18 protein-coding genes are annotated in these 18,292 nt (G+C 69.0%); 9 read left to right on the forward strand and 9 right to left on the reverse strand.

Going from position 1 to position 18,292, the window contains the following annotated elements; genetic code table 11:
• Window positions 1–5: 5 nt before the first annotated feature.
• Together cydD and cydC are read left to right on the forward strand one after the other, a co-directional pair.
• The gene (gene cydD, locus H4281_RS30740) at window positions 6–1,496 is read left to right on the forward strand and encodes a thiol reductant ABC exporter subunit CydD (RefSeq protein WP_182894395.1); all 1,491 of its coding nucleotides are present in this window, start codon (window positions 6–8) and stop codon (window positions 1,494–1,496) included.
• Entirely contained in the window at window positions 1,493–3,016 is a 1,524-nt protein-coding gene (cydC, locus tag H4281_RS30745) for a thiol reductant ABC exporter subunit CydC (protein ID WP_182894396.1), read from the forward strand. The genes cydD and cydC overlap by 4 nt, the downstream gene beginning before the upstream one ends.
• Here cydC and H4281_RS30750 read toward each other — a convergent pair.
• The gene (locus H4281_RS30750) at window positions 3,000–3,593 is read right to left on the reverse strand and encodes a hypothetical protein (RefSeq protein WP_182894397.1); all 594 of its coding nucleotides are present in this window, start codon (window positions 3,591–3,593) and stop codon (window positions 3,000–3,002) included. The genes cydC and H4281_RS30750 overlap by 17 nt on opposite strands.
• A 97-nt stretch (window positions 3,594–3,690) precedes the next feature.
• Window positions 3,691–4,593, reverse strand: a complete 903-nt coding sequence (locus tag H4281_RS30755) for a glucosyl-3-phosphoglycerate synthase (RefSeq protein WP_182894398.1) — start codon at window positions 4,591–4,593, stop codon at window positions 3,691–3,693.
• Between the two features lie 54 nt (window positions 4,594–4,647).
• Between H4281_RS30755 and H4281_RS30760 the strand changes: the two genes are divergently transcribed.
• Entirely contained in the window at window positions 4,648–5,322 is a 675-nt protein-coding gene (locus tag H4281_RS30760; protein WP_182894662.1) for a lysophospholipid acyltransferase family protein, read from the forward strand.
• 6 nt (window positions 5,323–5,328) lie between these two features.
• Here the strand turns inward: H4281_RS30760 and H4281_RS30765 are convergent, their stop codons facing one another.
• Window positions 5,329–5,871: an LOG family protein gene (locus tag H4281_RS30765; RefSeq protein WP_182894399.1), complete on the reverse strand. Its 543-nt coding sequence runs from the start codon at window positions 5,869–5,871 to the stop codon at window positions 5,329–5,331.
• On the reverse strand, window positions 5,871–6,656 hold the full coding sequence (locus tag H4281_RS30770) for an LOG family protein (protein WP_182894400.1): 786 nt from the start codon (window positions 6,654–6,656) through the stop codon (window positions 5,871–5,873). Before H4281_RS30770 ends, H4281_RS30765 begins: the two co-directional genes overlap by 1 nt.
• A 359-nt stretch (window positions 6,657–7,015) precedes the next feature.
• Here H4281_RS30770 and H4281_RS30775 point away from each other — a divergent pair, with 359 nt between their 5' ends.
• Window positions 7,016–9,106: a M4 family metallopeptidase gene (locus H4281_RS30775; protein WP_182894401.1), complete on the forward strand. Its 2,091-nt coding sequence runs from the start codon at window positions 7,016–7,018 to the stop codon at window positions 9,104–9,106.
• Between the two features lie 191 nt (window positions 9,107–9,297).
• Window positions 9,298–10,356 carry a chitinase gene (locus H4281_RS30780; protein WP_182894402.1) on the forward strand — a complete coding sequence of 353 codons (1,059 nt, stop codon included), beginning with the start codon at window positions 9,298–9,300 and terminating at the stop codon, window positions 10,354–10,356.
• Window positions 10,357–10,731: 375 nt separating this feature from the next.
• Here H4281_RS30780 and dapE read toward each other — a convergent pair whose 3' ends face one another.
• The gene (gene dapE / locus H4281_RS30785; protein ID WP_182894403.1) at window positions 10,732–11,805 is read right to left on the reverse strand and encodes a succinyl-diaminopimelate desuccinylase; all 1,074 of its coding nucleotides are present in this window, start codon (window positions 11,803–11,805) and stop codon (window positions 10,732–10,734) included.
• 42 nt (window positions 11,806–11,847) lie between these two features.
• Here dapE and H4281_RS30790 point away from each other — a divergent pair, with 42 nt between their 5' ends.
• The 3 genes from H4281_RS30790 to H4281_RS30800 all read left to right on the forward strand — a co-directional run bounded on the left by H4281_RS30790 (window position 11,848) and on the right by H4281_RS30800 (window position 14,356).
• Window positions 11,848–12,288 (forward strand): hypothetical protein, encoded by a 441-nt coding sequence (locus H4281_RS30790; RefSeq protein WP_182894404.1) that lies wholly within the window; start codon window positions 11,848–11,850, stop codon window positions 12,286–12,288.
• A gap of 29 nt (window positions 12,289–12,317) precedes the next feature.
• Window positions 12,318–13,298 (forward strand): 2,3,4,5-tetrahydropyridine-2,6-dicarboxylate N-succinyltransferase, encoded by a 981-nt coding sequence (gene dapD / locus H4281_RS30795; RefSeq protein ID WP_182894405.1) that lies wholly within the window; start codon window positions 12,318–12,320, stop codon window positions 13,296–13,298.
• A gap of 98 nt (window positions 13,299–13,396) precedes the next feature.
• A complete protein-coding gene (locus H4281_RS30800; RefSeq protein WP_182894406.1) occupies window positions 13,397–14,356 on the forward strand; it encodes a CHAD domain-containing protein in 960 nt (319 codons plus the stop codon).
• On the opposite strand, the gene H4281_RS30805 is transcribed toward H4281_RS30800, so the two are convergent.
• On the reverse strand, window positions 14,349–15,746 hold the full coding sequence (locus H4281_RS30805; protein WP_182894407.1) for an FAD-dependent monooxygenase: 1,398 nt from the start codon (window positions 15,744–15,746) through the stop codon (window positions 14,349–14,351). The two genes, H4281_RS30800 and H4281_RS30805, sit on opposite strands and share 8 nt — an antisense overlap.
• Before the next feature lie 87 nt (window positions 15,747–15,833).
• On the opposite strand from H4281_RS30805, the gene H4281_RS30810 reads away from it, so the two are divergent.
• Window positions 15,834–16,454: a TetR/AcrR family transcriptional regulator gene (locus H4281_RS30810; RefSeq protein WP_182894408.1), complete on the forward strand. Its 621-nt coding sequence runs from the start codon at window positions 15,834–15,836 to the stop codon at window positions 16,452–16,454.
• 102 nt (window positions 16,455–16,556) lie between these two features.
• Here H4281_RS30810 and dapC read toward each other — a convergent pair whose 3' ends face one another.
• The 3 genes from dapC to H4281_RS30825 form a co-directional block, all read right to left on the reverse strand.
• Window positions 16,557–17,645, reverse strand: coding sequence for a succinyldiaminopimelate transaminase (dapC, locus tag H4281_RS30815; RefSeq protein ID WP_182894409.1), 1,089 nt, complete (start codon window positions 17,643–17,645; stop codon window positions 16,557–16,559).
• Window positions 17,642–17,962, reverse strand: coding sequence for a ferredoxin (gene fdxA / locus H4281_RS30820; protein WP_009072848.1), 321 nt, complete (start codon window positions 17,960–17,962; stop codon window positions 17,642–17,644). Before fdxA ends, dapC begins: the two co-directional genes overlap by 4 nt.
• A gap of 120 nt (window positions 17,963–18,082) precedes the next feature.
• Window positions 18,083–18,256: a hypothetical protein gene (locus tag H4281_RS30825; RefSeq protein ID WP_093575832.1), complete on the reverse strand. Its 174-nt coding sequence runs from the start codon at window positions 18,254–18,256 to the stop codon at window positions 18,083–18,085.
• Window positions 18,257–18,292 lie beyond the last annotated feature (36 nt).

Raw genomic sequence — 18,292 nt, forward strand, 5'->3', positions numbered from 1 at the left:
TTGCCATGCCTGGTCTTCGCGGTTACCTCGCGGCGCTCGCCGTGCTGGGCGTCGGCGCCGCGGTCACCGTGCTCGTCCAGGCGGACGGGCTGGCGACCCTGCTCACCGGCGGCGGCGTTTCGATCGCCCTGTTCGTCGCCGTCGGGGCGCGGCTTCTGCTCACCGTCGCGCAGGGCTCGCTCACCAGTCGATTCGCGGCATCGGCGCAAGCAGCCATGCGTCGCCGGTTGCTGGACGCGACTGGCGACCCCGGCGTGACCGCCACACGAATCACCAAAGGCGTCGACGCGACCGCCACCTACCTTACGGGCTACCTGCCCGCAATGGTGTTTTCGGTACTGGTGCCGATCGCAGTACTGGCAAGGCTTTTCACCGCCGACCTGACCTCCGCATTGATCGTCACCGCGACTGTCCCGTTGATCCCGCTCTTCGGCGCGTTAATCGGCGCACATACGAGGGCACGTACACAGTGGACACTGCTGACTCGACTGGGCGGGCACTTCCTCGACGTCGTTCGAGGTTTGCCGACGCTCAAGCTGTTCGGCCGCGCGCAAGCCCAGACCCGAATCGTCCGCGAGATGGCCGACGCACACGCCGACGCCACCATCCGGACGTTGAAGGTCGCCTTCCTGTCCGCGCTGGTACTGGAACTCGTCGCCACCCTGTCGATCGCGCTCGTCGCAGTACCAATCGGGTTCCGCCTGCTGTCCGGCTCGATGACCGCGCACACCGCGATGCTGGTCCTGGTCCTCGCTCCCGAGGCGTACCTGCCGCTGCGCGCCGCCGGAGCGAAGTTCCACGCCGCAGCCGAAGGACTCACCGCGTTGAAGGAGATCCTCAGCGCGCCAACGGCAACGCGCCGATCTGGCACGCAAACACGCCGCCTCGGCCCGCCGAAAGTGGTGTTCGACCGCGTTTCCGTGCACTACGGCGAGACCCGCGCACTGTCCGAAGTAGACTTAACGATTCATCCCGGCGAGCACCTCGCCTTGGCAGGGCCGAGCGGTTCCGGCAAATCCACTCTGCTCGCCGTACTGCTGGGCTTCGTCGAGCCGACCTCCGGGCGGGTGCTCGTGGACGGCGTCGACCTGCGCGACCTCGACCACTCGTCCTGGCTGCGCGACACCGCGTGGCTGCCCCAACGTCCGACCCTGTTTCGCGGCAGCCTCAAGGAAAACACCGGCGGACGGCGCGTCGACGACATCGTTGCCGACCTCCCCGACGGCTACGCGACCCAGATCGGCGAACTAGGCGCCGGATTGTCCGCCGGGCAACGCCAACGCGTCGGACTGGCCCGAGCCTTGTCCCGTACCGAAGCCGGACTCGTCCTGCTGGACGAACCCACCGCCCGCCTCGACGCCCGTACGGAAGCGACCGTGCTGGCCGGCGCCAAGGAACTGCTGCCCGGCCGTACCGCCGTCCTGGTCGCGCATCGACCGGCGCTGGCGGCACTCGCGTCGCGGACGGTCGAACTGAAACATGGGGTGACCGCATGAAACTCGTCCGCGCGACCCTGCTCGCCGTCGGCGCCGAACTCGCCGGACTCGGCCTGACCGGCACCGCGGCCTGGCTGCTCATGCGCGCCGCCGAGCAACCTCCGCTCGCCGCGCTCACCCTCGCGATCGTCGCCGTGCGCGTCTTCGCCTTGGCACGCGGCGGGCTCCGTTACGCCGAACGCCTTGCCGGACACGACGTTGTCCTCCGCTACCTCGGCTCCCTCCGGGCCCGGATGTACCAGGCCCTTCTCCCCCGTCGCGTCGCCGAACACTCCGGCGCGGACCTGGTCACCCGCCTGGTGTCCGATGTGGACGCCGTACAGGACGCCATTCTCCGGCTCGCGCTGCCGGCCGTGGTCGCGGGCGCCGTCGGTCTCGCGGTGGTGATCTTCGCCGGACTGGTAAGCCTTCCGCTCGCCGGAGTCGTCCTCATTGGACTGCTCACGACAGGACTGCTGTTGATCCCGAGAAGCAAAGCACCCGAGCCACGGCAGGAACTCGCCGAACACACCGTAGAACTCGTCCTCGGCCGCGACGAACTCATCGCCTACGGCTGGGAACAACGAGAAAAAGCCCGCGCCACCGCGATCATTCACAACCTGGCCGCGGAATCCCGTCGCACCGGCCGCCGCCTTGCCCTGACCACTGCCGCCGGAGTGGCCGGGCAATTCGCGACCACCGCCGCGGTCGCACTGCTCAGCCCAGCGAGCATTCCGGTCACCGCCGCCCTCACCCTGACCACGATGGCACTGTTCGAGCTGATCCTGCCGCTGCTCCCCGCCGTCGAACGAATCCCCGAAATCCGCGCCTCGCTGAGCCGGGTGCGCGCCGTCCTCTCCGCACCGGAATCAGCCCCCGAACCCATCCCCGGGCCAGGGCATTTCCGGCTGGCCAACGTCGGCGTTCAGCATCCCGGCCGCCGAGCCGCACTCGAAGGCGTCGACCTCGATCTGCCTCCCGGCACCCGGCTAGGCATCCTCGGCCCGTCCGGAGCCGGGAAGACAACCCTGCTGCACGTCCTGCTCGGCTTCGTCTCCCCCACGTCCGGCTCGATCACCGTCGACGGCCGTCCCGTGGCCGGACCGCACCCCGCCGTCGTCTCCGGCGCCCTCGCCGACGCGCACGTCTTCGCCACGACCGTCCGCGAAAACCTGCTGCTCGCCAACCCGGAGGCCACCGACGACGACCTGCGCGCTGCCTGCGAAACCGCCGGCTTCGACCTCCCGCTGGACCGAGACACCGGCCAGGACGGCGACGCCCTCTCCGGCGGTCAACGGCAACGGCTGATCCTTGCCCGCGCGGTACTGGCCGCACCGCCGGTCCTGGTCCTCGACGAGCCGGTGGAAGGCCTCGATCCCGCGCACGGCGACGAGGTCCTGGCGCGGGTTCTCGCCCAGGCGAAGGGGACCGTCGTGCTGGTGACGCACCGGCCGGAGCACGTCGCCGGGTTCGACCAGGTACTCACCCTGGAAGACGGGCGGCCAGCGCTTCGGCGCGAGGCGCTCACCGTTCGCGGATGAGCTGGATCGGCGAATCCATCGGGTCGAGGTGGAACAGGTCGTTGACGTCGACGTGCGGCTGCGACTCCGGCGAACCCCGGAAGAGCGCGACGACGACATTCGTGAGCCGGACCCGCCCGCCGCCGAGGTGGGTGATCCCCTTCGGCTCGTCGAGACCGGCCAGCCACTCGGCCTGCACCGGGTCCATCGTGGCGGTGTAGGTCCCGGTCCGGCCGGCCCGGGTTTCGCGGTCGGCCAGGACGTCGCCCCAGCGGGCGAGCGTGAGGATCTCGTCGATCGCCAAGCGGATCTCGTCGCTTCCCCCGTAATCCATTGCCGTGTAATGAGCCCGGCGGGCAGTTCCGCCGCGCCAGTAGCTGTAGTCGTCGCCCGGAACGCTTCGGTAGACCGTCTGCCACGCGGGACGCCCGTGAAAAGGATGCGGAGCCAGCTCGGCCCAGCCGACCAGGAACCCGTCCCGGCTGCCGTCGTCGGCGAAGACCCGCACGGTCTTCCGGTCCGGCTGCCGCACGACCAGATCGCGCAGTTTCAGCCGCTGCGCACTGCCGGGATCCAGCTGGTGTTCGGCCACGTCCATCGCCCCCGCTGCTCGAATCGGATCGGCTGCGGAACGTAGCGTGCGGCGATGACATCTCGATGAAAGACCGCGCTCTAGTCCGATGTGGACAGACCGGTCACTGCCGGGCGGCCAGCACCTCCCGCATCGGCGGCCGGTCCGCCACCGGCACCTCCGTCACGTCCGGCACCCACTCCCCGGACACCTGCACGAACTGCGTGAACCGCGCCGCCTCCGCGCTCGGCATCCCGCAGCGGGCCAGCGCGGTGCCGAGGATCTGCCGGGCCATCACGCCGAGTTGCAGGAGCGACCGGTTGCGGTGTTTGCGCACGCCGAGGTTGACCTGCGCCAGCCCGTCGAGGCCGTAGCGCTCCTCGGCGTCCAGCAGCAGGCCGATCTCCACGCCGTATCCCCCGGCGAACGGCACCGACTCCAGGAACTCGCGCGTGCCCGCGTACTCGCCGCCCAGCGGCTGCACCAGCTCGCCAAGAGCCGGGCGCAGCGCGGACAGCACCGGGCGCGCCAGCAGCTCGGTGACGCGGCCGCCGCCGGTGCTCTCCAGCCGCAGCGGGCGGCGGTAGAAGCCCTTGACCAGGTGCACCCCGTCCTCGGTGAGCAGCGGGCCGAGCAGCGACGGCACGAACGCCGGGTCCGGGTCGACCAGGTCGGAGTCGAGGAAGACCACGACGTCGCCGGTCGTCGCGGCGAGCGAGCGCCACAGCACCTCGCCCTTGCCGGGACGCGGCGGCAGCTCCGGCACGACGTCCTCGCGGCGCACCACGCGAGCCCCGGCGGCCGCGGCGACCTCGACCGTCGCGTCGGTGGAGCCGGAGTCGACGACCACCAGCTCGTCGACCACCCCGCCGAGCAGCGGGCGCACCGACGCGACCACCGCGGCGACCGTTTCCTCCTCGTCCAGCGCCGGCAGCACGACCGACACGGTCCGGCCGCGTTTGGCGGCGAGGATGTCCGCGGCGCTCCACCCGGGCTCCTGCCAGGTGCGACGGTGAAACCAGCTCATGGAGGCGATCGTGCCATGCTGGAGCCGGTGCCCGATCCTCCGGAGGGAGAACCCTTGCTGCCGCTGCTCGTCCGTTTCGTGCTCGGACCGCTGGTCCGCGCGCTCTACCGGCCTCAGGTCGAGGGCGTCGAGAACATCCCCGAGGACGGTCCGGTGCTGCTCGCCTCCAACCACCGGGCGGCGCTGGACACCGGTGTGATCACGTTCACCACCCCGCGGCAGGTCCGGTTCCTCGGCAAGGCCGAGTACTTCACCGGCAAGGGCATCAAGGGCCGGTTCATCGCGAAATCGCTCGACGCGCTCGGCTACGTCCCGGTCGAACGCGGCAACGCACAAGCCGGGCTCGCCGCGCTCGAAGCGGGCCGCAAGGTGCTCACCGACGGCGGCGTCTTCGCGATCTACCCCGAAGGCACCCGCTCGCTCGACGGACGGCTGCACCGCGGGCACACCGGCGTCGCCGCGCTCGCGCTGTCCACCGGGGCGAAGGTGGTTCCGGTCGCGTTGTACGGCACCGAGGGCATCCAGCCGAACGGCGCGCGGATCCCGCGGCTCGCCAAGATCCGGGTCCGGTTCGGCGAGCCGCTGGACTTCGCGCGCTACGAGGGCCAGGACTCGTCCTCGGCGATCCGCCGGTCGGTGACCGACGAGATCATGTACGCGATTCTGGAACTGTCCGGGCAGGAATACGTCGACACCTACCACAAACGGCCGGACGAAAAAGCGTCGTAGGCCGCGTTATCCGACCGAGCGGCTCATGATGTCGACGAGCTTCTCCGCATCGGACGCGACACTGATCAACTCCCGCGTCTCCGGCCGCAGGAAGCCCTTCTCCAGCATCTGATCGGCGAACTCGACCAGCGGCGAGTAATACCCGGCCACGTCGAGCAGTCCGATCGGCTTGCGGTGAATGCCGAGCTGCGCCCACGTCCACACCTCGAACAATTCCTCGAGGGTGCCGACACCGCCGGGCAACGCCACGAACGCGTCCGACAGCGCGGCCATTTTCGCTTTGCGCTGGTGCATGTCGGCGACCACGTGCAGTTCGGTGAGCCCGCCGTGCGCGATTTCCACGTTCGACAGCACTTCCGGGATCACGCCGATCACTTCGCCGCCCGCGGCGAGCGCGGCATTGGCCACCACGCCCATCGTGCCGACGCTCGCGCCGCCGTAAACGAGGCCGATTCCCCGCTGTGCCAGCAGTTTCCCGACACCGGCCGCCGCTTCGGCGTACTCCGGCGAAAAGCCCTGCGCCGAACCGCAGAACACACAGATCCGCATCAGTGCGTGTCCTCCCAAGCCTGATAAGACTCCTGCACGACGCGCACCGCGTCGTCGATGTCGTCGGTCAGATGCAGCAGAGCGAGGTCCTTCTCACCAATTTTCCCGCTGCCCAGAACAGATTTCTCGATCCAGTCGTACAGCCCGCCCCAGTATTCGGTGCCGAACAGGACCACCGGGAACTTCGTGACCTTCTTGGTCTGGACCAGGGTGAGCGCCTCGAACAGTTCGTCGAGCGTCCCGAATCCGCCGGGAAGGCAGATGAACGCCTGCGAGTACTTGACGAACATGGTCTTGCGCGCGAAGAAATAGCGGAAGTTCACGCCGAGGTCGACCCACGGGTTCAAGCCCTGTTCGAACGGCAGCTCGATGCCGAGCCCCACAGAGAACCCGCCCGCTTCGTTCGCGCCGCGGTTCACCGCTTCCATCGCGCCCGGACCGCCGCCGGTCATCACCGCGAACCCGGCGTCGGCGAGCGCGGCCCCGATCTTGCGGCCCAGTTCGTACTCCGGGTTGTCGCGTTTGGTGCGGGCCGAACCGAACACGGTCACCGCGCGCGGAACCTCGGCCAGCGCGCCGAATCCCTCGACGAACTCGGCCTGGATCCGCAGCACCCGCCACGGGTCGGTGTGCACCCAGTCGCTCGGCCCCCGCGAGTCGAGCAGCCGCTGGTCGGTGGTGCTGCCCTGGTCGCGCCGATCGCGCCGGAGCACCACCGGGCCCTTGTGCCGCTCCACCGGACGTTCGGGGTACTGGCCGTCGGGAAACTCAGACTGTTCGCTCACCAGCCAAGCCTACGGGCCGTTCGGCCGCGGCGGGCGCCCGCGTCGGCACCAGAGCGTGACGGCTCGGTTGCCCGCGGCTGAACGCGGGAAAGCGGACCACCAGCGGGTTCCGGTCCTCCTACCAACGGCCGGTTGTCAGGAACTACCTACGAAAGTCGCCCGACCCGTCCCAAACCGGCGTTTTCCCTGCTACGAGGCCACCTGCGGGGAATAGTCCTGATCGCCCCCGGGGTCCCGCTGGTCCGTTCAGCGCATTGACCACCCCCGTGAGCGCTTTTTTACTCACGGTGTCCGCGGCCTGATCAGCCCAGCTCAACGCGTTGCGCTTTTCCCCATCGTGTACCCCGAAAGGACTGTCGATGACGTCCAGAAGAGGGCTCGCCACCGGCATCGCAAGTGTCGCCGGTCTCGCCCTTTCCCTGCTCGCGCTGCCGGTGACCCCGGCATCCGCGGCCCCCGCCCAACCCTCCGCAGACCCGCAGGCCACCGCGATCGCGGCCGCCGACCGGGTCGCCGCCGCAGGCGCGGTCGGGCTCCGCAAGAGCTCGGCCGAAAGCCTGCACCGCGTCAGCACCACCCTGGGCGACGCCGGGCTGTATTACAACTCCTACGAGCGCACCTACGACGGCCTCCGGGTCGTCGGCGGGGATGCGGTGATCGTCGCCGACGGAACGGGCCGCGTGCGCGGCACCGACTCCGCCGAGGGCGCGGCCATCACCGTGGGCACCAAGCCCACTGTCGACGCGGCGCGCGCGGCCTCGGTCGCCCGCGGCCAGTTGCCGACCGTGAGCACGGTGAGCAAGCCTGATCTGGTCGTCCTCGGCGGCGCACAGCCGAAACTGGCCTACGAGGTCGTCGTCAAGGGACGCACCGCGAAGGCTCCGAGCAACCTGCACGTCTTCGTCGACGCCGCCACCGGCAAGGTCCTCGACCAGCGCGACGACGTGAAGGCCGAAAGCCCGGCGAAGTCCGCTTCGAACGCCGCGGCCCCCGCCGCGGCGGGCAACGGCAACAGCTACTACGCCGGCCAGGTCAGCATCGACACCAGCGGCTCCGGCAGCTCGTACTCGATGCGCGACTCGACCCGGCCCGGCATCAGCTGCGGCCGCGAGGGCGGCTCGGTGTTCACGAAGTCCAGCAACAACTGGGGCAACGGACAGGGCACCGACCTCGAAACCGGGTGCGTCGACGTGCTCTACACGGTGCAGACCGAGTGGAACATGCTCAAGGATTGGCTGGGCCGCAGCGGCATCGACGGCAACGGCAACGGTTTCCCGGCGTCGGTCGGCCTGAACGACGTCAACGCCTACTGGGACGGCTCGTCCACCCACTTCGGGCACTCGCAGGACAACCAGCGCCAGGCGACGTCGATGGACGTGGCGGGCCACGAGTTCGGGCACGGCATCTTCCAGAACACGCCGGGCGGCGCGGGTTCGGGCAACGAGAACGGCGGACTCAACGAGTCCACCGGCGACGTGTTCGGCGCGCTGACCGAGTTCTACGCGAACAACCCGGTCGACACCCCGGACTTCACCGTTGGCGAGGGCGTGAACCTGGTCGGCAACGGCCCGATCCGCTACATGTACGACCCGAGCCGCGAGGGCGACCCGAACTGCTACTCGTCGTCGATCCCGAACACCGAGGTGCACGCGGCGGCGGGCCCGCAGAACCACTGGTTCTACCTGCTGTCCGAAGGCTCTTCGCCGACCGACGGCCAGCCCTCCAGCCCGACCTGCAACAACAGCAGCGTCACCGGCATCGGCATCCAGAAGGCAGGCAAGATCTTCTACAACGGCCTGCTGCACAAGACCTCGTCCTGGAACCACAAGGCGGCCCGCAAGGCCACCCTTCAGGCGGCGGTCGACCTGTTCCCGGGCAGCTGCACCGAGTTCAACGCCACCAAGGCGGCGTGGGACGCGGTTTCGGTCGGCGCGGTCTCCGGTGAGGCCACCTGCACCGGCAACCCGCCCGCGGGCAACGACTTCTCGGTCAGCCTGTCGCCCTCGACCGCGACTGTCCAGCCTGGACAGTCGGCCACGTCGACGGTGACCACCAAGATCACCAACGGCAACGCGCAGTCGGTGAAGCTGACCGCGAGCGGCCTGCCCTCGGGCGCGACCGCGACGTTCAACCCGGCGACCGTCCAGTCCGGCGCCACCGCGACTGTCACGATCGCCACGACGGCCAGCACGCCGAACGGCACCGGCAAGGTCACGATCACCGCGACCGGCGCCAACGCCACCCACACCGCCGACTTCACGCTCACCGTGGGCAGCGGCAATCCCGGCGGCTGCGGCGGCGTGACGGCATGGGACTCGAACACGTTCTACGGTCCGGGCGACGTCGTCTCGTACAAGAGCCACAAGTGGACCTCGTCGTGGTACTCCGTCGGCGCTGAGCCGGGTGCGCCCGGTTCCTGGGCCGTCTGGACCGACAGCGGGGCCTGCTGACGCGGTAATCGCACCCTGGTTTCCGACCCCTTGGACCAGCCGGGCACGGCGCCTCGTGCCCGGCTGGTCCGCGTTTGTACTTGTCCAGACCACCTGCCGTGAATTTGTCTAGACCATACGATCGGGGGTAGGCATCCCCCAGCGCGCCGCTTACCGTTGCGGCAACACCGTTACCGGGGACGGGAGCCGTGATGAACGGACGGAAGTCACGCTGGTTCGGGACCGCAGTAGCGGCCCTGCTCGCACTGCCGCTCGCGGGAATCGTCCCCGCCTCCGCGGCCGTCGCACCGCAGTCGGACACCTGCGCGGTCAAGCCGAGACCCTCCGGCCCGGTGCTGCAGGGCTACTGGGAAAACTGGGACGGAGCCTCGAACGGCGTCCACCCCGGCATGGGCTGGGTGCCGATCAACGACCCCAGCATGGCCGCACACGGCTACAACGTCATCAACGCCGCCTTCCCGGTGATCCTTTCCGACGGCACCGTGCAGTGGGAAGACGGCATGGACTCGACGGTCAAGGTGTCGACGCCCGCTGAAATGTGCGCGGCGAAAGACGCCGGAGCCACCATCCTGATGTCCATCGGCGGCGCGGCGGCAGGCATTGATTTGTCGTCCAGCTCGGTCGCCGACAAGTTCGTCAGCACCATCGTGCCGATCCTGAAAAAGTACAATTTCGACGGAATCGACATCGACATCGAAACCGGATTGTCGAGCAGCGGCGACATCAATTCGCTGTCCGCCTCGCAAGCCAACCTGGAACGCATCATCGACGGCGTACTGTCGCAGATGCCCTCCGGCTTCGGCCTGACCATGGCCCCGGAAACAGCGTACGTAACCGGCGGCTCGGTCACCTACGGATCGATCTGGGGCGCATACCTGCCGATCATCAAGAAGTACGCCGACAACGGCCAGCTGTGGTGGCTGAACATGCAGTACTACAACGGCTCCATGTACGGCTGCTCCGGCGACAGCTACGAAGCCGGCACCGTGCAAGGCTTCACCGTGCAGACCCAGTGCCTGGACAAGGGCCTCACTGTCCAAGGCACGACAATCCGCGTCCCGGTGGACAAGCAGGTCCCCGGCCTCCCCGCCCAGCCCGGTGCGGGCGGCGGCTACATGGATCCCGGCTCGGTTTCGCAGGCCTACCAAAGCGTCCCAGGCCTCAAGGGATTGATGGACTGGTCGATCAACTGGGACGGCTCACGAGGCTGGACCTTCGGCGACAACGTGAAGTCCCTGCAAGGCAGGTAAAAGCCGCTGTGGGCCGGGGTGCTGCGCACGGCGCCGCCCCGGCCTCAGCTCAACGCACAGGCCCGCCGGAATGCGCCCCAATGTGGCATTGGGTGCGTCAGACGCACCGAACGCCACATTGGGTGCGTCGCACGCACCCAATGCCACATTGGGGCGCTAGCCCCACTCACCAAACCGCAGCCGGTGCACCCAACCATCGAGGCACCCAGCCCCTCCCCCGCACCCCGATACGAAGCGTCCCTGCGGTCTGGGGGTGCTTGTCAAGGCATCTTTCCCGCCTTGACAAGCACCCCCAGACCGTCAGCACAATCAAGCTTCGGGGTGCCCCACGCAACCACCGAGGGCAATGTCGCCGCCAGGCGACAAGCCGCACACTCAGCTAAGAAACTTCCTCAACACAGCAGCAACCCCCCGGATCTCCCCCACCCGAACATTCTCCTGCCGCGTATGCGCCAAAGTCGGATCCCCAGGCCCGAAATTCACCGCAGGCATCCCCAACGCGGCAAACCGGGCCACATCAGTCCACCCCAGCTTAGCCGCAGCAGACCCCCCAGCCGCGGCCACGAGTTCCGCAGCAGCAGGCGCGGACAACCCAGGCAACGCCCCAGGCGACATATCCACCAACGTCACCTCGAACCCGTCAAACACCTCACGCACATGCGCCTCGGCCTGCTCCGCACTGCGATCCGGCGCAAACCGATGATTAACCGTCAACACAGCAGCATCAGGCACCACATTCCCAGCCACCCCGCCAGAAATAGCAGTAGCCTGCAGCCCTTCCCGATAAGTCAGCCCGTCAATATCCACCACCCGAGCCGAATATGCAGCCAATCGCCGCAACGGCTCCGCCAGCGCATGAATCGCATTGGACCCCATCCAAGCCCGCGCCGTATGCGCCCGAGCCCCAGAAGTCCGCACCTCAACCCGCAACGTCCCCTGGCACCCGGCTTCGATCACGCCATTGGACGGCTCCCCGACAATCGCGAGATCCCCGGCCAGCCACTCCGGCAGTTCCCGCTCGATCCGGCCAAGACCGTTCTTGACCGCCTCGACCTCTTCATTGTCGTAAAAGACAAACGTCACATCATGCCGAGGCTCCGGCAAAGTAGCGGCGAGATGCAAAAAGACCGCATCCCCGCCCTTCATGTCCACCGACCCGAGCCCGTGCAACACCTCGTCGTCCCCAGCACCAGTACGCCGGGAAGGCAGGTTGGAATTCTCCGGCACCGTATCCAGGTGCCCAGCGAGAATCACCCGCGAAGGACGGCCGAGATCGGTCCGCGCCAACACCGCGTCCCCATTGCGCACGACCTCCAGATGCGGAGCCTGCTCGCTCAGCGCGGCCTGCACCAAGTCCGCGAGCTTGCCCTCCTCCCCGGAGACGCTGAACACATCCACAAGGGCGGCGGTGAGCTCGGCCGGATCGGCGCGCAGGTCAAGGGAGGTCATACCGGCACCGTACCCAGCCAGCGCGGGGGCTAACGTGAGGACGTGCGCACGCGAAGCTCTCTGGTCGCTCTCGGCGTCCTCGCCCTCGTCCTCACCGGCTGCAGCAACGAGGCCGGGCCCAAGGCCCGTCCCGGAGCCGGCGATCCGGGTCCGGACGCCCTGCCGACCAAGCTCGAAGCGCTCTCGGCCGACGCCTGTTTCACCGGCCCGCAGACCCAGCTGCCCAAGGGCTGTGAGAAATACGTCACCGAGGTCGGCAACACCGCCGGTTCGGTGCACAAGCTGGCGAAAGCGGGCAAGACGGTCAACCAGCCGCTCGACCGCGACGCGACCGCGATCGACCAGGCGGTCGGCGCGTTCCGCCAGGCGGGCTGCACCACCGTGCCGACCGCGGGCGGGGCGTGCACGCAGGCGCTCGTGTCCATCTCGACCGCGCTGACCGAGGTCAAGCAAAAGGTGAACCAGCTGGCCGCCACGGGTTGATCCGGTCCGCTTCGGCTACCGTGACCAGCGTGAGCGAGCAGACCCCTGACCCCGAAACGACCGGCGCCGTCGGCGTCGGGCTGGCCACCGTCACGTCCGACGGAACCGTGCTGGACACCTGGTACCCGCACCCCAAGCTGGTCGACGCAGGCACCAGCGGCACCGAGCGGCTGACCGCGGAGCAGACCGCCGAGTTGCTCGGCGAGTCCGCGGCCGCGCTGCTCGGCCCGGACACCGACCGCGGTGTCGAGGTCGTCGCGGTGCGCGTCACGATCGGCAGCCTTGCCACCGCGCCCGCCGACGCCCATGACGTCTACCTGCGGTTGCACCTGCTGTCGCACCGGCTGGTCCGGCCGCACGGGCAGAGCCTCGACGGTATCTTCGGCCTGCTGGCCAACGTCGTGTGGACGAGCCACGGCCCGTGCCCGGTCGAGGGCTTCGAGCAGACCCGGCTGCGGCTGCGGTCGCGCGGCGCGGTCGCGGTGTACGGCGTGGACAAGTTCCCGCGCATGGTCGACTACGTGCTGCCGACCGGCGTCCGCATCGCCGACGCCGACCGCGTGCGGCTCGGCGCGCACCTCGCGTCCGGCACGACCGTGATGCACGAGGGCTTCGTGAACTTCAACGCGGGCACGCTCGGCGCGTCGATGGTCGAGGGCCGCATCTCGGCGGGTGTGCTGGTCGGCGACGGCAGCGACGTCGGCGGCGGCGCGTCGATCATGGGCACGCTGTCCGGCGGCGGCACCGAGGTCATCTCGGTCGGCGAACGCTGCCTGATCGGCGCGAACGGCGGCGCGGGCATCTCCCTCGGCGACGATTCGGTGATCGAGGCCGGGCTGTACATCACCGCGGGCACCAAGGTCGAGGTCGACGGCAAGACGGTCAAGGCACGCGAGCTGTCCGGCATCTCCGGCGCGGTCTTCCGGCGCAACTCCGCGACCGGCGCGGTCGAGGTCGTGCCGCGCGGCGGCGTCGGCATCCAGCTGAACGAAGCACTGCACGCCAACTGATCCAGCCTTCGAGAGGGTGCGCTTCCCGCCGCGGGAGCGCACCCTCTCGCTGTTTCGGCGGACTCCGATCCGATCGTCGTTCACCTACCATTAACCAGGTGACTTCCGAAGCGACCAGCCGCCGCCGTACTCCGGAACCGACGACGCCGGCCGCTCTCGGGCTCCCCGCCGAACCGGCCAAGGCGGACCCCGAGGCGCCGGCGGCCGCACACGTCCGCGCCAAACTCGACCACGAACTGCGCGAATTGTTGTCTCGCGAACCGGGCACCCGGGCCGGGACCGATCCGGAAGAACTGCACCAGATGCGCGTCGCGCAGCGGCGGATGCGCAGCGTGCTGAAATCCTCGAGCGCGCTGGTCGGCCCCACCGCGGAACCGGTGCGCGCCGACCTCGGCTGGCTGGGCCAGGTCCTCGGCGAGGTCCGCGACTACGACGTCCTGATCGGACACCTGCGCGACGTGATCGCCGATTTCGACGTCCGAGACCAGCCCGCCGGACGACGGCTGGTGTCCCGCTTCGTCTCCGAACGCACCACCGCCCGCCGCCGGTTGAACCGGGCGTTGTCGAGCCCCCGGTACGCGACCCTGCTGCAGGGCATCGCCCAGTTGTCCCGCACCGCCGAGCACGAGATCGACGAGACACCGTCCGAAAAGCCCAGTCTGGCCGCCGACGTGCGCAAGCCGTACCGCAAGCTGGCCCGCGCAGTCGCCGCCCTGCCCCCGAATCCCCCGGACGACGACCTGCACGCGCTGCGCATCCACGGCAAGAAACTCCGCTACACCGCCGAATTGGCCCGGTCAGCGGCGAAGAAGAAGCAGGCCGAGAAGCTGTCCGAACTGATCAAGGCGACTCGCAAATTCCAGACTGTGCTGGGCGATCATCAGGACGCGGTCTTCGCTGCGGAGAAGGTGCGCGGCGTCCTCCCCAACGCGGACGCCGAGATCGGCTTCGTCGCGGGCCGGATCGTCGAACACGAACTCGCCAAACGCGCCCACGCCCGCGCCGTCTGGCGCGACGTATGGCACCGCATCGAAGCCGCCGAGCACGCGGTCAGCTAACCGACCACACGTACCCGTCCGGTCGCACCAGCACTCGTTTCCCCGGCGCTCCCTCATACGCCGCATACGCATGCCCGCCCGCGTCCACGAGTTCCCCCGCAGCCCCTTGCGGCAGGATCCGATACGCCGGATGCTCCGTTCCGAGCGGCCCGTCCCCGAAGACGAGCTCTGTCGCATGTGGACCCTGGAACAACTCGAACAACCGCACGCTCTTGCCATTCGCGTCCACGAGCGGCGCGTCCGGCGCGCGATCCCCCGGCCGCAGCGCCCCCACTCCGACCGGCGACAGCGGACCACCCCGATAAGTCAGATCGAGCTGCTGCGTCTCCGGCCCGCGTTCGTGCGCGTCCTCCGCACCTTCCTTGTACTTCTCCAGCAACGCAGTGCTCACCCCCAGGACCCGCGCCGCGACCGCACGCCGTTCTGCCTCGTAGCTGTCCAGCAGCTCGGGCGATCCGTCGGCGAGCTTCCAGCCGAGGTTGTACGCGTCCTGGATGCCGGTGTTCAGGCCCTGCCCGCCAGTCGGCGGGTGGACGTGCGCGGCGTCCCCGGCGAGGAACACCCGGCCCTTCCGGAATGCCGCTGCCAACCGGATATTCGGCCGCCACACGGTTGACCACGCCAGGTCGAGCAGCCGGATCCCGCCGCCCGACACCGCGTCCAAGTGCTCCTGCAACGCGCTCAGCGAGGTGCCCGCGTCGCCGTCGCCGAGCGGGGAGGCGAACTGGAAATACGGCGTCCCCGGGAGCGGCGTGAACGCCACGCCGGACATCGGCTCGTCCGCCTTCGCGAACCAGTACGCCGAGCCGTGGTCGAGCCCCTCCGCCGAGACGTCACCCAGCAGCATCCGGATCGACTCGTCAGTGGTCCCCTCGAACGCGATCCCCAGCGCCTTGCGCACGAAGCTCTTCCCGCCGTCCGCGCCGACCAGGTACTCCACGCGCACCGTCTCCCCCGTCGACAGCTCCGCGGTGACGCCCTCCTCGTCCTGAGTGAAACCGGTCAACGCGGTGTTCAGCTCCACCCGCACGCCGAGCTCGGCCAGCCGGTCCCGGAGGATCCCCTCGGTCTGCGACTGGCCGAGGAACCAGGCGTTCGGATACGGCACCGCGGGCGTCGGCTCGACCGGTTCGGCCATCCGCCGCACCATCGTGAACTCCCCGTCGAGGTACACGCGCATCTCATGCGGCGGCGCGCCCGCGGCGAGCACCGCGTCCAGCACGCCCAGATCCTCGAACACCTCCATCGTGCGCGGCTGCAGCCCGTCCCCGCGCGAGCCGACGAAGTACTGCTCCGCCTTGTCCACCACCCGCACGCCGACCCCGCGCCGCGCCAGCTCGATCGCCAATGTGAGCCCGGTCGGGCCCGCCCCTGCCACCAGCACCGTCATGACCTTCTCCCATCAAACTGAATCTTGATTCACTGAATCTAGATTCAGAGTGCCCGCTGATAGCGTTCGCGTCAAGGGAGGTGCCGGATGACAGCGACGAGCCGCCGGGACAAAGCCGCCGAAACGGAAGCGGCGCTCAAGGACGCGGCCAAGCGCGTGTTCGCGGCCAAGGGCTACCTGAACACGAAGATCACCGACATCACCAAGGAAGCCGGCCGCGCCGCGGGGTCGTTCTACAACCACTTCGCGAGCAAGGAGGAACTGCTGATCGCGCTGCTGGCCGACCTGGCCGAGGACAGCGACCAGCAGGCCACGTCCGAGGGCCATCTGTCCGATTTCAGCGATCCCGCCGCGGTCCGCTGGCACGTGCGGCAGTACTGGGATTTCTACCGCGCCAACGCGCCCACGATGCTCGCGCTGCGCCAGGCGGCGATGGTGAACGAGGACTTCGCCGCCACGTACGCGAACTTCGGCGCCACCCAGGCCTCAGACGTCGAGAGCCACCTCGAACACGTCACCGCGGCCGGCTTGCGGCTCCCGGCGAACACCCAGCTCACCATCGCGATGATGTACCAGCTGATCGACAACTTCGCGCAGATGTGGCTGGTGACCCCGCCGCCCGCGGGCTGGAGCCAGCCCTCCGACGAGGAAGCGATCGAGGCGCTCACACGGTTCGTCTACCGCGGCTTCACCGGCCGCGACTACTAGCCCGGCCGACGGGCTTGGTACGCGATACGAAGGTCGGTGAAGGGCTCCTTGAAGGAATCTGATTCCCTCAAGGAGCCCTTCACGGACGTCTGCAAAGGGGGGTTAGCCCTGCGCCAGCCGCTCCGCGGCAGCCTCGATGCGCTCGTCCGTCGAGGTCAGCGCGACCCGCACGTGATCGCGACCCGCGGGCCCGTAGAACGTGCCCGGAGCGACCAGGATCCCGCGCTCGGCCAGCCATTCCACCGTGGCCTGCGCGGATTCCCCGCGCGTGGCCCAGAGATACAGTCCAGCCTCGGAATACGTGATCTCGAAGCCGTTGTCCTGCAACGCCTTCCGCAGCACGACCCGGCGCGCACGATAGCGTTCGCGTTGCTCGGCAAGGGCTTCGTCGTCGGTGAGCGCGGCCACCATCGCCTGCTGCACCGGGCGCGGCACGATCATGCCGGCGTGCTTGCGCACCTCCAGCAGGGTCTTCACCAGCTTCGGGTCACCCGCCACGAATCCCGCGCGGTAGCTCGCGAGGTTCGCTGACTTGGACAGCGAATGCACCGCGAGCAGGCCGTCGGTCTGTCCACCGTGGACGGACGGATGCAGCACCGACAGCGGCTCCGCCTCCCAGCCGAGCGAGAGGTAGCACTCGTCGGACACCACGACGGTGCCGCGGTCGCGCGCCCATTCGACCACCTTGCGCAGGTGGTCGACGCCGAGCACGCGGCCGGTCGGGTTCGACGGCGAGTTCAGCCAGATCATCGCCGGGCGGCGCGGGCCGAGCTGGGTCAGCCCGTCCGCGCGCACCACCTCGGCGCCCGCGAGCAGCGCACCGACCTCGTACGTCGGATACGCCAGCTCCGGGATGACCACCACGTCGCCCGGCCCGAAGCCGAGCAGCCGCGGCAGCCAGGCCACGGCCTCTTTCGAACCGATCGTCGGCAGCACCGCGTCCGGTTCGACGCCGGTGATCCCGTACCGCCGCCGCAACGCCGTCACGGCCGCTTCGCGCAGCTCAGGCGTGCCGTGCGTGGTCGGGTAGCCGGGGATCTCCGACACCGACGCGAGCGCGGCGCGGATCGAGTCCGGCACCGGGTCGACGGGCGTGCCGACGGAGAGGTCGACGATGCCCCCGGGATGCGCCTGCGCGCGGGCCTTGACCTCGGCGAGCGAATCCCAGGGGAAGTCGGGCAGCCGGGTCATTCGCCCTGCGGGGGCAGAGCCTTGATGAACCCCGGGTCGTGCGCGGTCTTGCCGACCTTGGAGGCGCCGCCGGGCGAGCCCAGCTCGTTGAAGAAGTCGACGTTCGCCTTGGTGTAGTCGGACCAGTTGTCCGGGACGTCGTCCTCGTAGTAAATGGCCTCGACCGGGCAGACCGGCTCGCAGGCGCCGCAGTCGACGCACTCGTCCGGGTGGATGTACAACATCCGCTCGCCCTCGTAGATGCAGTCCACGGGGCACTCGTCGATACACGCCTTGTCGAGCACGTCGACGCAGGGCTCGGCGATCACGTAGGTCACTGCGTACTCCTGGCTTCTCCTGCTGGGCCGGTCGGTGCGGACATTACGCGCTTCCCTGGCCCCCGGTGGTGGTTAGGCGACCCTTATCCCACCCCTGGAAACGGGGCGGATCCGCGCCGCTCAGCGGTCCCGGCGACGCGGTTTCGGCGCGTTCCGGGCATCGCCGGTAATGGTGAAAGCGGGTCCGGCGGGCTTGCCGTCCTCGCGTTTCTCTTCGAGAGTCCGCTTGAACCCGTCGGCGATCTCGTCGACAAGCTCATCGTTGTGCCGGTCGTCCTTGCGCGCGTAGCTCATGGGGTTCTCCTGCGGAACGGGACAGCTCTCTCCGTC

The organism is Amycolatopsis dendrobii, from assembly GCF_014145675.1.
Taxonomy (GTDB): Bacteria; Actinomycetota; Actinomycetes; order Mycobacteriales; family Pseudonocardiaceae; genus Amycolatopsis; species Amycolatopsis dendrobii.